At 64.5% G+C, this 14,702-nt stretch carries 11 protein-coding genes; 4 read left to right on the top strand and 7 right to left on the bottom strand.

The genetic code is table 11. From position 1 onward, the window contains the following. Positions 1 to 65: 65 nt before the first annotated feature. Together ACQR1W_RS14895 and ACQR1W_RS14890 are read left to right on the top strand one after the other, a co-directional pair. Entirely contained in the window at positions 66 to 998 is a 933-nt protein-coding gene (locus tag ACQR1W_RS14895) for a DMT family transporter (protein ID WP_434851469.1), read from the top strand. Between the two features lie 113 nt (positions 999 to 1,111). Then, on the top strand, positions 1,112 to 1,957 hold the full coding sequence (locus ACQR1W_RS14890; protein ID WP_434851468.1) for a metal-dependent phosphohydrolase: 846 nt from the start codon (positions 1,112 to 1,114) through the stop codon (positions 1,955 to 1,957). A gap of 73 nt (positions 1,958 to 2,030) precedes the next feature. Here the strand turns inward: ACQR1W_RS14890 and ACQR1W_RS14885 are convergent, their stop codons facing one another. After that, on the bottom strand, positions 2,031 to 2,813 hold the full coding sequence (locus tag ACQR1W_RS14885) for a sulfite exporter TauE/SafE family protein (RefSeq protein WP_434851467.1): 783 nt from the start codon (positions 2,811 to 2,813) through the stop codon (positions 2,031 to 2,033). Further along, positions 2,810 to 3,400, bottom strand: a complete 591-nt coding sequence (locus ACQR1W_RS14880) for a TetR/AcrR family transcriptional regulator (protein WP_434851466.1) — start codon at positions 3,398 to 3,400, stop codon at positions 2,810 to 2,812. Before ACQR1W_RS14880 ends, ACQR1W_RS14885 begins: the two co-directional genes overlap by 4 nt. Before the next feature lie 331 nt (positions 3,401 to 3,731). On the opposite strand from ACQR1W_RS14880, the gene ACQR1W_RS14875 reads away from it, so the two are divergent. Continuing rightward, on the top strand, positions 3,732 to 4,658 hold the full coding sequence (locus ACQR1W_RS14875; protein WP_434851465.1) for a DMT family transporter: 927 nt from the start codon (positions 3,732 to 3,734) through the stop codon (positions 4,656 to 4,658). Positions 4,659 to 4,698: 40 nt separating this feature from the next. Here the strand turns inward: ACQR1W_RS14875 and ACQR1W_RS14870 are convergent, their stop codons facing one another. The 3 genes from ACQR1W_RS14870 to ftsH form a co-directional block, all read right to left on the bottom strand. Continuing rightward, the gene (locus ACQR1W_RS14870) at positions 4,699 to 6,384 is read right to left on the bottom strand and encodes a methyl-accepting chemotaxis protein (RefSeq protein WP_434851464.1); all 1,686 of its coding nucleotides are present in this window, start codon (positions 6,382 to 6,384) and stop codon (positions 4,699 to 4,701) included. A gap of 185 nt (positions 6,385 to 6,569) precedes the next feature. Further along, positions 6,570 to 8,255, bottom strand: a complete 1,686-nt coding sequence (locus ACQR1W_RS14865; RefSeq protein WP_434851463.1) for a methyl-accepting chemotaxis protein — start codon at positions 8,253 to 8,255, stop codon at positions 6,570 to 6,572. 317 nt (positions 8,256 to 8,572) lie between these two features. Further along, on the bottom strand, positions 8,573 to 10,411 hold the full coding sequence (gene ftsH, locus ACQR1W_RS14860; protein WP_434851462.1) for an ATP-dependent zinc metalloprotease FtsH: 1,839 nt from the start codon (positions 10,409 to 10,411) through the stop codon (positions 8,573 to 8,575). A gap of 174 nt (positions 10,412 to 10,585) precedes the next feature. Here ftsH and ACQR1W_RS14855 point away from each other — a divergent pair, with 174 nt between their 5' ends. After that, a complete protein-coding gene (locus ACQR1W_RS14855; RefSeq protein ID WP_434851461.1) occupies positions 10,586 to 10,807 on the top strand; it encodes a ChaB family protein in 222 nt (73 codons plus the stop codon). A 99-nt stretch (positions 10,808 to 10,906) separates the two neighbouring features. Here ACQR1W_RS14855 and ACQR1W_RS14850 read toward each other — a convergent pair whose 3' ends face one another. Both ACQR1W_RS14850 and serA read right to left on the bottom strand, forming a co-directional pair. Further along, the gene (locus ACQR1W_RS14850) at positions 10,907 to 12,562 is read right to left on the bottom strand and encodes a mucoidy inhibitor MuiA family protein (protein WP_434851460.1); all 1,656 of its coding nucleotides are present in this window, start codon (positions 12,560 to 12,562) and stop codon (positions 10,907 to 10,909) included. Between the two features lie 414 nt (positions 12,563 to 12,976). After that, the gene (gene serA, locus ACQR1W_RS14845; RefSeq protein ID WP_434851459.1) at positions 12,977 to 14,566 is read right to left on the bottom strand and encodes a phosphoglycerate dehydrogenase; all 1,590 of its coding nucleotides are present in this window, start codon (positions 14,564 to 14,566) and stop codon (positions 12,977 to 12,979) included. Between the last annotated feature and the right edge of the window lie 136 nt (positions 14,567 to 14,702).

The raw sequence follows: 14,702 nt of genomic DNA, 5'->3' as shown, positions 1-14,702 counted from the left end.
AATTGCGCTCGACGACGGTCGGGCCAGAGGGCCGCGGCATATCGAACCGGGCTTCAGACCTGACCATGTCCGCCGCCGATCCCACCGCATCCACTGGTGCGCCTGCGCGTGCCTGGATCGCCAACCAGCCCTATTTGCTGCTCAGCATCACCGCGCTGTGCTGGGCCGGCAATGCGATCGTCGGGCGGCTTGCTGCCGGCCATATTCCGCCGGTGACCTTGTCGTTCCTGCGCTGGTCGCTCGCGTTCCTCATCATTCTGCCGTTCACCTGGCGACAGCTGCGTGCGGACTGGCCGGCGATAAGGTCCCACCTCGGCCTGATGATCGTGCTGTCGATCACCGGCATCGGCGCCTTCAACACGCTGCAATACTGGTCTCTCGAATATACCGAGGCGCTGAATACGTTGCTGCTGCAGTCCGCCGGTCCGCTGATCGTGGCGGTGTGGTCGCTTGTGCTGCTCCGCGTCCATCTGACCGTGGCGCAGGCAGCCGGCATTGCGCTGTCGACGGTCGGCGTATTGACGATCCTGACCCGCGGGGACTTGACCGCGATCTCGCAGATCACCTTCAACAAAGGCGATCTGATCTTCCTCGTGGCGCTGGCGATCTTCGGGCTCTATTCGGTCCTGACGCTGAAGCGGCCGCCGATGCACGGCCTGTCGTTCGTCACCTTCACCTTTGGCTGCGGCGCCGCCAGCCTGATTCCGTTGCTGGTCTGGGAGATTCATACCCGTCCCGTCATGGCACTGGACACCAAGAATCTGCTGTCGCTGGTCTATGTCGCGATCTTCCCGTCCACGATTGCCTATCTCTGCTTCAACCGCGGCGTACTCCTGATCGGCGCCAACCGGGCAGCCCCCTTCTTCCACGTGGTGCCGGTGTTCGGCTCGATCATGGCCTTCGTCTTTCTCGGCGAACAGCCGCAGATTTTCCATGTCCTTGGCTTTGCGCTGGTGCTCGCCGGCGTCTTCGCCGCTTCGCGGAAGCAGGCAAGCTAGTCCGTCCACAAGCCGCCCAATCCCTGTAGATGCTGTCACAACCCCGCGCTATGCTGGATGGAACCGGCTGCGTCTGATCCGACGGTCCAGCCGGTGCTTTCGGAGTAGCGGAGATGATGACCGTTCCGGAATTGGCGGCCGATGCGCTGGGCAAATTCATCGCCACCTATATGCGCCGCCGCTTTGGGTCGTCGCAGGCGGCGCTCGTCGAGATGGTGCCCTCGATCGCCCGCATCGCGATCGAATGCATCGGCAACAGCGATGCGCTCTACCACAATGTCGAACACACCATGCTGGTGACCCTGGCAGGCCATGAGATCCTGCGCGGCCGGGCGCTGCACAGCCACATGCCCGCCGAGGACTACGCCCATATCATCATCGCCTGCCTGACCCACGACATCGGCTACGTTCGCGGCCTGTTCATGGCCGACGACGAGGACGGCTATGTGATCGACGATGGCGGTAGCAAGATCACCTTGCCGCGCGGCTCCTCGGATGCGGGCCTGATGGCCTACCATGTCGATCGTTCCAAGATGTTCGTGATGGAGCGGATCGAGGGCATCGCGCAGCTCGACAAGGCTCGCATCGCCGAGGCGATCGAGGGCACGCGCTTTCCCTGCAGCCTGCCGGACGGCACCGAATCCAGCGACGATGATGCCGCCATCCTGCGCGCGGCCGACCTGATCGGCCAGCTCGGCGATCCCAACTATATCCGCAAAGCCAACGCGCTCTATTACGAGTTCGAGGAGACCGGCATGAATCGCCAGCTCGGCTATTCCTCGCCGGCCGACCTCGTCAATCTCTATCCGCAGTTCTATTGGAACAGCGTCGCACCGCATGTGCAGACCGCGATCCGCTACCTCAACGTCACGTCCGTGGGCCGGCAGTGGATCGCCAATCTCTACAGCAACGTGTTCCGCGCCGAGCGCGAGATCTCGCTCTCGGGTCCGCAGACCTGAAAATTTGGCGATTGCCGAAAATGCGTCGGCTTCGGATCCGCGACACTTGATTGGCCTTGCGCTTCGGATGCCGTTACGCCAGCGCCTTGAATGCCATGCCGATGACCATCAAGGACAGGAACAGGATCAGCGAGCGCTTCAGCACCACAGGAGTGATGCGGGTGGCGAGCCGCGCACCGAGGTCTGTGCCGACGATGAGGCCAAGAATGACGCCGGCGAGCGTCGGCCATGACGCCATTGCGCCGCTTCTCCAATAGACCCAGGCAGAAGGGATAGTAGTCGGCACCAGCGACAGCATGAGACTGATCATCTGAGCCTGATGCTGCGGCACGCCGAGCACGACGCCGAGCCCGATGACGGTTGCAAGCCCGCCGCCAATACCCAGGAAGCCGGAGGACAATCCGGCGAGCAGTCCGACGGCCAGCAGGGCGCCCCCGTGCAGTTCGCGCGATTTGCCGGCTGCTTCGCCTGGGCTCTGCCGGCCGCGCCCGCGCATGATCAGCATCACGTCGAGCACGGCCAGATAGGCTACGTAGGACCATTGCAAGGTTGCAGCAGCCGCGAGATTGGCGGCGAGCGCGCCGGCAGCACCTCCGACGAGAAATCCGACCGCAAGCAGGACCAGCCAGCGCAGCGGCGCGCGTTCACCCGCCGCCCAGTAGCGTCCGATGCCCCACGCGCTGGTGGGTGGGACCTGTGCCACCAGCGAAATGCCCTGCGCGACGTGCTGCTCTGCCCCGAGCAGGAACACCGAGAGCACGACAAGCCCGCCGCCGGGACTGACACCAAACAGCCCCGACATGAGGCCGCCCGCAAGCCCCGTTCCCACACCGCCGAGAAAGTCGGTCAGGTTCATCTTGCGCCCTTCACCACGAGACTCGACAGAAACAGTTCGAAGGCGGCCATTGCTTCGGCGGTCGAGAACGGCTCGCCCCACAGGCGCTGCAACACAAAGCCCTGAAACATCGCGACCATGCTGCGGGCGATGCCGCGCGGGTTGAGCGCCGGATCGATCTGGCCGCCGCGCTGCCCCCGCCGCAGCAGCTTGACGATCTCGGCAACCGGGCGGTGAACGCCGCTGGTCACCTGCCGATGAACGGTCTCGTCGCGCAGCGCCTCGGCCCAGAGCTGCAGCGCGATGCGCCGGCTACGCAATCCCTCCTCCCTGTGCAGGTCGGCCAGCGAGGTCCGCGCAATCGACCGCAAGCCCTCTAGGGGATCGCTGATCCCCTGCGCCCGGTCGAGCAGCGCGGCGTCGCGCGCATGCCGCCGCTCACCGATCGCCTGGATCAGATCGTCCTTGCCGGTGAAATGCCCATAGATGCAGCCGGCGCTCAGCCCCGACTCCTTGATGACGTCCTGAATCGTCGTCTGATGAAATCCCTGTCGCGCAAAACACCGCTCCGCGGCCACGAGGATTTCATCTCGCCGCGCGGCGAGCACCTCCGCCTTCACCTTCGGCATCGCTCCTCCCGTTGCAAGGGTCTGCGCCGCAGCCCGCCCGGGGACCATCAGACCGTTATCGTGCAGGTGATTATAAAGAACGAATATTCGTTTTGCAACGAACCCGCATCTGCGGGACGATACGCCGCCACGCCCGTGGGTCTTGCGCGTGGATGTTTCCAGAGCCTGCCTGTATTCGCGACCAGCCGGACGAGAGGCTGGCGTACGCCTTCGCTGGATCCACGCATGGCACCAATTCACTCCGGTCGGTTGCGGGCCGGCGCGATTCGGCACAGCCTGCGGCCTTATCAAAGCTCCCGGCCTGTGACCGTTGCCCGCCCTATCCCCGCCTTTCCGACGGCTCCGCTGGCTCAACAACCAGCCTTATCTGTTGCTCGCCCTCGCCTCGCTGTTCTGGGCCGGCAATATCGTTCTGGCGCGCTACGTTGCCGGCCACGTGCCGCCTTTGACGCTGTCCTGCATCCGCTGGATCGGAACCTTTTTGATGCTATGGCCGTTCGCTCGCCCCCATGTGAAGCGGGACTGGCCGGTGTTGCGGGCGCATTGGCCGTTGCTGCTGGTGTTCGCCCTGACCGGTTTCGCGCTCAACAACGCGCTGTCCTATTGGGCGATGCAGTACACTCAAGCGCTGAACGGGCTGTTGATCCAGTCATCGACGCCGCTGTTCGTCGCGCTCTGGTCACTGCTGCTGTTCGGTGTCCGGCTTACGCCGGCGCAGTTCGCCGGCATCGCGCTCTCGCTGAGCGGCGTCCTGGTCATCCTGTTGCGTGGCGATCTGGCGGCGCTTGCGAATATTCAGTTCAACCGCGGCGACCTGATGTTCGCCGCCGCGCTCTTCATCTTCGGCCTTTATTCCGCGCTGATGTCACGGCGGCCGACCATGCATCAATTGTCGCTGATCTCGTTCTGCACCGCAGCCGGCGCGGTATTGCTGCTGCCGCTCGCGGCCTGGGAATATGCATCCGGCGCCGTGCTCAAGCCCGATCTGCTGTCGCTCTCGACCCTGGCCTATGTGGTCGTGTTTGCGTCGACGCTCGCATATCTGTTCTTCAACCGCGGCATCAGCCTGATCGGGCCGAATCGCGCCGCGCCGTTCCTGCATCTGGTGCCGGTGTTCGGCTCGGTTCTCGCGATCCTGTTGCTCGGCGAGCAGCCGCAGCTGTTTCACCTGGTCGGCTATGCGCTGGTTTTGACCGGCGTGATCACCGCATCGCGACAGGGCGCCGCAAGGAAGTGAGGTGCCGAACGGCCGCCTCACTTCGCGCCCTCGATCGGAGTTACGCCGCGCGGACCTTGGTGAGGAAATCATCCACGGCCTGCCGCAGCATGCCGGACTGATGATCGAGCTCGCGCGCATTGGCCAGCACCTCGGATGCGGCTGAGCCGGTCGCCGCCGCCGCCTGGGTCACGCCGCCGATATGGGCGCTGATCTCGTTGGAGCCGACCGCCACCGACTGGATGTTGCGGGCGATCTCGCGCGTGGCGTCGCCTTGCTGCGCAATCGAGGTCGAGATCGAATTGGTGATGTCGCTCATCTGCGCGATGGTCTGGGTGATGCCGTTGATCGCCGCCACGGCGTCGTTGGTCGAGGTCTGCATCGCCGCAACCTGCGCCGAGATCTCGTCCGTCGCCTTGGCGGTCTGGTTGGCCAGCGCCTTGACCTCGGAGGCGACCACGGCAAAGCCTTTGCCGGCCTCTCCGGCGCGGGCGGCCTCGATGGTCGCGTTGAGCGCCAAAAGGTTGGTCTGGGCTGCAATGCTGTTGATGAGCCCGACCACCTCGCCGATCTTCTCGGCGCCGGACGAAAGCACCTGCACGGTGGCGTTGGTGCGCTCGGCATCGCTCACGGCCCGGCTGGCGATCTCGCTGGAGCGCGTCACCTGGCGGGAGATTTCTGCGACCGAGCCCGACAGCTCTTCGGCGGCCGCGGCCACCGTGCCGACATTGCTGGTCGCGCTCTGTGATGCCGTGCTCACCGTCGAGGCCCGCGCGCTGGCTTCGCTTGCGGTGGCGGTCATCGATTGCGCCGTGCCCTGCATGCCCTGAGCGGCCGCGGCGACCGAGCGCACGATGCCGTTGACGCTGCGCTCGAACTCGGCCGCCAGATTCTCCATCGCGGCACGGCGCTCGGCGGCGGTGCGCTGCTGGGTGACCGCTTCAGCCTGCTCGAGCTCGCGCATGCGCAGCGCATTGTCCTTGAAGATCTGCACCGTGGCGGCCATCGCGCCGACTTCATCGCCGCGGCTGAGGCCGGGGATCTCGCCGTCAAGCCGGCCGTCGGCGATTTCCCGCATCCGAGTGCCGAGCAGGTTCAATGGACCGCTGATGCTGCGGCCGATCATCCAGGCAATGCCGCCGGCGATCGTCGCGATGCCGAGGACGGCAGCGCCCAGCAGCCATTTCAGCGGCCACATGCGCGCTTCGATGTCATCGATATAGACGCCGGTGCCGACATACATGTTGAAGAAGGGAATTGCGGCCGCATAGGCCACCTTTGGAATCGGCTGGGTCGTGCCCGGCTTCATGTAGTCGAAATACATCAGGTGCTCGCCCTTGGCCGCGACATTGTCGCGCCATTCACGGGCGATGAAACGGCCGTTGGTGGAGGTGTTCAGACGGTTGACGCCGATCTGCTTCGGATCCGGCACCAGGATCTGCACCCCGTCCATGTCTGCCCCGAACAGGTAGCCGTCGCCATTGTCGTAGCGCATCGAGTTGCCCCGCCTGCCGAACTCGGCGAGCGCCGCCTCCTTGGTCATCCGCCCCGCCTCGACCTCCTTCTGCAGGCCCGCGGCCATGCTACGGGCGACGTCGATCACGGCATGGATCTGCTCGATCTTGGAGTTCAGCATCTCCCGCTGCATCAGATAGGCGGAGAGCGTCCCGGCAAGACAGAGGCCGATCAGCGCGATCCCCACGACGATGGCGAGCTTGGGGGCGATCTTCATGTTGTTCAGCTTCACGGGGACACTCCAGAAGGAAGGACGCGAGGACGGGCATGACGACCCGATTCAGACCTGCCGTGAAGGTAAACGGAAACCCTTTAGCACCTCCTTACGAATGGCCGGGCTCTCATCGCCCCGGCACAAATTTGCTCCGAACAAAAATTGCAGGAGCTGTGAACTCCCGCAATGATTGCAATCATCAATCAGGCCGCACGCACCTTGGCCAGGAACCCGTCAACGGCTTGGCGCAGCGCGCCGGACTGGTTCTCGAGCTCCCGCGCATTGGTGAGCACCTCGGACGCTGCCTTGCCGGTCGCCACCGCGGCCTGGCTCACGCCGCCGATATGGGCACTGATCTCGTTCGAGCCCGCCGCCACCGATTGGATGTTGCGCGCGATCTCACGGGTCGCATCGCCCTGCTGGGCGATCGAGCTCGAGATCGAATTCGTGATCTCGCTCATCTGCGCGATCGTCTGGGTGATGCCGCTGATCGCCGAGACCGCGTCGCCGGTCGAGGTCTGCATCGCCGCGACCTGGGCCGAGATCTCTTCCGTCGCCTTGGCGGTCTGATTGGCCAGCGCCTTGACCTCGGAGGCGACCACGGCAAAGCCTTTGCCCGCTTCTCCGGCGCGAGCCGCCTCGATGGTCGCGTTGAGGGCCAGCAGGTTGGTCTGCGCCGCGATGCTGTTGATCAGGCCGATCACCTCGCCGATCTTCTCGGCTCCGGTCGAGAGCGCCTGCACGGTGGCGTTGGTGCGCTCGGCGTCGCTGACCGCCTTGCTCGCGACCTCGCTCGAGCGGGTCACCTGGCGGGAGATTTCGGCAACCGAGCTCGACAGTTCCTCGGCGGCGGCGGCCACCGTGCCGACCTTGTCGGTGGCGCCCTGCGAGGCTGCACTGACAGTCGAGGCCCGCGCCGTCGCGTCGCTTGCGGTCGTCGTCATGGACTGCGCCGTGCCCTGCATGCCCTGGGCGGCCATGGCAACCGAGCGCACGATGCCGTTCACGCTGCGCTCGAATTCGGTCGCCAGGCTTTCCATCGCTGCACGGCGCTCGGCGGCGGTGCGCTGCTGGGTGGCTGCTTCGGCTTGCTCCAGTTCGCGCATGCGCAGCGCGTTGTCCTTGAAAATCTGTACGGTTTCCGCCATCGCCCCGACCTCGTCGCCGCGGCCGAGGCCCGGGATCTCGCCGTCGAGCCTGCCGTCGGCGAGCTCGCGCATGCGCTCGCCCAGCTGGTTGAGCGGACGGCTGATGCTGCGGCCGATCATCCAAGCGACGCCGCCCGCGACCACGGCAATGCCCAGGATCGACAGGCCCAACAGCCACTTCAACGGTCGCAACTTGGCATCGATGTCATCAATGTAGCTGCCGGTGCCGAGGTACATGTTGAAGCCGGGAACCGCGACCGCGTAGCCGATCTTGCGGCTCAGGGTCTCCTGTCCGGGACGGACATACTCATACGTCAGAAGAATTTCGCCATTGGCCTTCACGCCATCCATCAGCTCTTGCGACAGCTTTCGGCCGTTGGTCACCACGTCCATGCGATTGGTGCCGACCTGCTTGGGATCCGGTGCAAGCACCGTGATACCTTCGTAGTTCGTCCCGAACAGGTAGCCGCTGCCCTTGTCATAGGTCATGGAATTGGCGCGACGACTGAACTCGGCGAGCGCGGCTTCCTTTGTCATCTTGCCGGCCTCGACCTCCTTCCAGAGGCCCGCTGCCATGTTGCGCGCGGTCTCGACGATGGCCTTGGCCTGATCGATGCGTGCGTTCAGCATCTCGCCTTCGATCAAATGGCTCGCAAGCGTGCCGGCCGCTCCGAGCCCCAGCAGTGCGACACCGACCACGATGGCAAGCTTGGGGGCGATCTTCATATTGTTCAGCAGCACGGCGCTCCTCCGAAATTGATGCAAGTTCGATGCAATTGCTCTCAACTTAGGTACGCTTCCTTAGCGGTTGCTGTACGCCGGAGTCGGTAGAAATGCGGGGGTGCGCGCGCGATCGATGCACGCTGAGATAACAGCGGCTGATAGTTACGCTCTTAGATCGATCGAAGAATGGAGCTTTCGAGGCAGCGCCGCTTCGCGGTCACGAAAATTTCCGCCGCGCGGAAGCGGGCGCAAGCCTCGCCCATGCAATCATCGCAGTGCATCGACGCATTGCGACATCCGGCTCGCGGATTGCCGAGGCTGCCACAATGACCACGTCACGCTGACAGCTTCTGCTCGGCGATCGGCCGCAGCGGCGGAAACTCGTCTGCCGTCAGCGTCTCCTTGGCGATCAGGAGGCCGACGCCTCGTTCGAGATCCTGGCGGTGGCCCTCCAGAATAGTGCGCGCCCGCGCATCGCCCTCCGCGACCAGACCGCGCACCGCAAGATCGATCTCGCGTCCGGTCTCTTCGGCGGCGCTCACCACCTGATCCTGCGCCTGCAGAAACGACGCCTGCGGGCGCGGCGCATAGGTGCGCTGCCCGACCGTTTTGTCCATGCCGTATTTCGTCACCATCTCGATCGCGATCTCGGTGGCGCGCTGCAGGTCGTCGGCGGCACCGGTCGAGACGTCGCCATCGAAGATCAGCTGCTCCGAAACGCGGCCGCCCATCAGGACTGCGATGCGGTTCTTCAGCTCGCTCACGGACAACAGAAAGCGATCTTCCGTCGGCCGCTGCATCGTATAGCCAAGCGCGCCGACGCCGCGCGGAATGATCGAAACCTTCTGCACGGGATCGACACCGGCGAGATTGGCCGCAACCAGCGCATGGCCCATCTCGTGATAGGCGACGCGACGCCGCTCGGCCGGGCTCAGCACCCGGCTCTTCTTCTCGATGCCGGCCACCATGCGCTCGATCGCCACCGTGAAATCCTCGAACGTGACGTCGTGGCCCTTGCGACGCGTGGCGGCAATGGCGGCCTCGTTGATCAGGTTGGCAATGTCGGCGCCGGTGAAGCCGGCCGTCAGACTGGCAACCTTGTCCAGATCGACATTCGCCGCCATCTGGATCTTGCGGACGTGCACCTTGAGGATCGCGAGCCGCCCGCTTTTGTCAGGACGATCGACCAACACCTGGCGGTCGAAGCGGCCGGCGCGCAGCAGCGCGGGATCGAGGATCTCCGGCCGGTTGGTCGCGGCGAGCAGGATCACGCCCGAACTCGGATCGAAGCCGTCGAGCTCGGCCAAGAGCTGATTGAGCGTCTGCTCCTTCTCGTCATAACCACCGAACGAGCCGCCGGCGCTGCGGCTGCGGCCAAGCGCATCGAGCTCGTCGATGAAGATGATGCAGGGCGCGGCCTTCCGCGCCTGCTCGAACAGATCGCGCACACGCGCTGCACCGACGCCGACGAACATCTCGACGAACTCGGAGCCGGAGATCGAGAAAAACGCAACGCCCGCCTCGCCCGCGACGGCCCGCGCCAGCAGGGTCTTGCCGGTGCCGGGCGGGCCGACCAGCAGAATGCCCTTCGGCACATGCGCGCCGAGACGGCCATACGCCTTCGGGTCCTTGAGGAATTGCACCACCTCCTGCAACTCGAATTTCGCCTCCTCAACACCTGCGACATCGGCAAAGGTCACCTTGGTGTCGGTCTCGACATAGACCTTCGCCCGCGACTTACCGATCGACATCAGGCCGCCGAACCCCTGCTTGTCCATGACGCGGCGGCCGAGGAACACCCAGATCAGATAAAACATCAAGGCCGGGACCACCCAGGACAGCAGCGTCTGGATGAAGCCGCCGGCCGGCACGCCGGTGACCGTGACGCCCTTGGCCGCGAGCTTCTCGGCGAGCTGCGGGTCCACCCGCGCTGTGATGAAGGCGGTCTTGCCGTCCGACTGCTTGTCCTTGAACTTGCCCTGGATCGTGTCCTGGGCGACCGCGACCTCCGAGATCTTGCCCTGGTCGATCAGTTGCTCGAATTGGCTGTACGGGATGGTCTCGACCGTGTTGTAGGTGGTCAGCAGCCATTGCATGAGCAGCATGCCGAAGCCGGCCAGGACGACGTAGCCGATGGCAAAGGCCTGCTTGCGGGAGGACGGATCGGATTCCATGTAAGACCTCTTTCGTCGGGTCGGGCCATGCTGTCATAACGCGAGGAAAGCACAGCCTTTCCAATTTGACCGCTTAACAAACCGTGGCCGCCCGCATTTGTCATGGATCAAGCCCGGTCCTTGATCACCGTGCTTTCATTTGGTCATGCAATACGAAGGTCGAGAGGCTCGATCGTGCCCTATGCCGATATCGATGACCTTCCGCCGCCGGTGCGGGCGCATCTGCCGTTGCACGCGCTCGAAATCTATCGCGCGGCCTTCAATCATGCATGGACGCAATATGCCGCACGCGGGCCACTGCAGCGCGAGCGCATCGCTCATCGGGTCGCCTGGGCGGCAGTGAAGCACAAATATGAGAAGGTGGGAGAGGCGTGGCTGCCGCGGGCCTACGATTGAGCGGCGATAGAGCAACGCCGATTGTTGGTGGGCACGCTTTCGCTTTGCCCACCCTACAGCTTCCTTTTGGGAGCTCGCGTATCGCGGGCGGTGCGCTCGCTAACCCGACGGCGTCATCACGATGGTCTTGTCCTTCGGCCAGCGCGCCCGCCAGGCAAACGAAATCTCCTTCACCGCGCCCGGCTTGGCGTCGATCATCCATTCCAGCACGCCTCGCCGGTCGCGCACATTGGTCGTGGTCGGCGGCGTGGTCGAGGGCAGCATCTCGATCTGAATGTCCTCGTTCTCGCTGACCGGCAGCTGGTCCTGAATCGCGACCTTGACCGGGAAATCATGGCCGTTGCGAACGGTCGTCTTGAAGGCACGCTCGTCGGTCTTCGCCGTGGTCACGATCAAACCGGCCGAGCCCTCGTTGCGCTTGAGCACCGCACGTTCCACCTTGACCTTGTCGTCGGCACCGAAGCCAAGCCGCACCGTCTCATCCTTGTCGGTCGCGGCCATCTTGCCGGTACCGACGAACATGCCGTCGCGATAGATCGAGACCTTGCCGGGGAGCAGCGGCGCGTCGTCAGTCTGCGCAAAGCTCGCTTCCAGATAGGCGGCCGCGTCCAGCACCGGCGCCGAGCGAATGATCAGTTCAGGCGTGATCGTGGCGGTGGAGATGCGCAGGCTCTTGGCGCCGTCATTGGCGCCAACGGTGACGCGCCCGGGAATCCGGAACGCAGTCTGGAAGGCGCTGATTTCAACCGCGGCCTCTTGCTCCTCTGCGCGCTTGGCGCGCGCTTCCGAGGCCGGGGCCGCCGCGAGCGCACGAGGTTTGGCGGCGTCCATCATCATGTTGGCCTGCGGCATCGGCGCAGGCGGTAACGGATACTGTGCGAGCAAGGTCCTGAGCTCGGGCGCGTTGCCGCCGCGTGCAGTCCGCACCGTCGAGACCGACATTACGACATCGGACCAATCCTCGCCCGTGGTCTGCAGGATCTCGGCGCGACGGATCAGCTCCAGCGTCGGCTTGCGATCCCGGGCCGAGGTGTCGAGCCGCGCATCGTAAATCGGGACCCAACGCGCGTTGCGAACGGCATAGGTCACGTGCAGGGTGGCTTTCGTCGCCGCCTCAGCCGACAGGTCGATGCGGACCTCGAGCTTGCGCGGCGGCTTGGCGGTGCGCTCGCCGTCGAGCTTCGCGATCTCGCGATCGATGTCGCGCTGCTTGCGCTCGGCATCCCGGATTGCCGTGTCCGCCTGGGCGACCTCCTCCGCGACCGCCGCAAAGGCGCCACGCCATTCGGAAATCGGACGAGCTTCCCCCTTCTCGCCGAGGCCTGCCGGCGCTTTGTCCGCAAAACGCTCGGCGAATTTGCGCCGCGCCGTGGCGGCTGCGATTGCGCCATCGAGATCGGCGCGTTGATCCCGGAGCGCCTCGATCTGTTTGTCGATCTCCGGCAAATTGACCGATGGCTCCGGCCGCGGCGGCTTGGTGTCGACCGACCCGATCACGAGCTTTGTGTTGGCCTCGCCTTCGACACGCAGCGAGGATGCGTCGAGCCCAAGCGGAAAATCCTTCGCAATCAGCGCGCTCTCCCCGGCCGGCAGATCGAGCGTGATGAGCCGGGTGACGCTGGCGCCGTCGGGATAGACGGTGACGGCCTCGACTGTCGATGTCGCTTCCATCCCCGCGGCGCGGCCCGGCGCTGCAGCTGTGAATGTGACGAGAACAAGACCCGATGTCATCAGGCATTTCGTTCGCAATGTCATGCTGTCTCTCCGCATCCCAGCGCCCTCCGGGACTGGTCAGCCAGTCCCCATCCGGCCTTAGACGCGGTGAGACAGATGCGGGTTCAATCGCGGACGGCCTTTCCTGAAGTGCAATATACGCCGCCCAAAATCATTGCTTCGGTGAGAACGACTTAGACAATCGCGCGGCGATTGCAGTGTGCTTCCTCTCCCCGTTCTTACGGGGCCGCGACGAGCTTCGCTCGCGCTGAGAGGGTTGGGGTGAGGAGCAGACGCGCGATCGCTGCAAGTGGCCAGATCTGTACCCCCTCACCCGGATTGCATCTGACGATGCAATCCGACCTTTCAGCGCGAGCGAAGCTCCTCGCGCCCCCGCAAGCCGGGAGAGGTAAGAGGCGGCGATCGAGTGTACCTATGGCGCCAATCGGCACTCGATCAGAATGCCAGCGCCTTGGCCTGCTTGACCTGCGGCAACGCCTGGATCTGCGCGAGCAACTCCTTCGGTACCGCGCCGTCGACTTCGACCAGCGCGATCGCGTCGCCGCCAGCGGCCACGCGGCCGAGATGGAAGGTTGCGATGTTGATCTTCGCGTCGCCCAAGAGGCTTGCGAAGCGGCCGATGAAGCCGGGCTTGTCCTCGTTGGTCACATAGATCATCGACTTGCCGAATTCGGCGTCGACGCGGATGCCCTTGATGTCGACCAGCCGCGGCTTGCCGTCGGCATAGACCGTGCCGGAGACCGCGCGCTGCTGATGCTCGGTGGTGAGGGTGACCGTGATCAGGCTTTCGTAGTCGCTCAGACCGGCGCGCAGGATCTCGTCGACCACCATGCCGCGCTCCTTGGCGACGACAGGCGCCGAGACGACATTGACTTCGCCGAGCATCGGCCGCAGCAGGCCGGCCAGCACCGCCGAGGTCAGCGCCTTGGTCTTCATCTCGGCGACGTGGCCCTCATAGGTGATCTGGACCTTGTGGATGCTGCTCTCGGTGAGCTGGCCTGCGAACGAGCCGAGCTTTTCGGCGAGCGCAATGAACGGCTTCAGCTTCGGCGCCTCTTCGGCCGTGATCGAGGGGAAATTGATCGCGTTCGAGATCGCGCCGGTGAGCAGATAGTCCGACATCTGCTCGGCGATCTGCAGCGCCACGTTCTCCTGCGCCTCCGTCGTCGAGGCGCCGAGATGCGGCGTGCAGATCACATTGGCATGGCCGAACAGCGGATTGCTGGTCGCCGGCTCCTCGGCGAACACGTCCAGCGCCGCACCCGCGACATGCTTGGTGTTGAGCGCATCGAGCAGCGCCGCCTCGTCGACAAGGCCGCCGCGCGCGCAATTGATGATGCGCACGCCCTGCTTCATCTTGGCGATGGCTGCGGCATCGATGATGTTGCGGGTCTTGTCGGTGAGCGGCGTATGCAGGGTGATGAAGTCGGCGCGCTTCAACAGCTCGTCGAGGTCGACCTTCTCGACGCCGAGATCAACGGCCCGCTCCTCGGTCAGGAACGGATCGAAACCGATCACCTTCATGTGCAGGCCCTGGGCGCGGTTGCAGACGATCGAGCCGATATTGCCGCAGCCAATCACCCCTAAGGTCTTGCCGGTGATCTCGACGCCCATGAAGCGGTTCTTTTCCCACTTGCCGGCCTGGGTCGAGGCGTCGGCCTGCGGAATCTCGCGCGCCAGTGACAGCATCATGGTGATCGCATGTTCGGCGGTCGTGATCGAATTGCCGAACGGCGTGTTCATCACGATGATGCCCTTGGCCGTGGCAGCCGGGATCTCGACATTGTCGACCCCGATGCCGGCGCGCCCGATCACCTTCAGCCGCTTGGCGCGCTCGATGATCTTTGCAGTGGCTTTGGTGGCGGAGCGGATGGCAAGCCCGTCATAGTCGCCGATGATGTCGGCGAGCTTGTCCTTGTCCTTGCCGAGATTGGGCTGGAAGTCGACCTCGACGCCGCGATCCCTGAAGATCTGCACGGCGGCCGGAGAGAGTGCGTCGGAAATGAGAACCTTGGGTTTGGACATGACGATGTTCCTTCACACCTCCCGTTGACAGGAGGGCGGCGCCTCAGCGCCGTAATGGGGTGAAAGCTATCGAAACCGTAGGGTGGGCAAAGGCGCTACGCGCCGTGCCCACCGTGAGACAATGCGGTATCAAGAT

It is taken from the genome of Bradyrhizobium sp. HKCCYLS1011 (genome assembly GCF_051167795.1).
In the GTDB taxonomy this organism is placed as follows: Bacteria; Pseudomonadota; Alphaproteobacteria; order Rhizobiales; family Xanthobacteraceae; genus Bradyrhizobium.
Note: the sequence above shows the minus strand (reverse complement) of the source record. Positions and strands in the feature narration are given on the sequence as shown.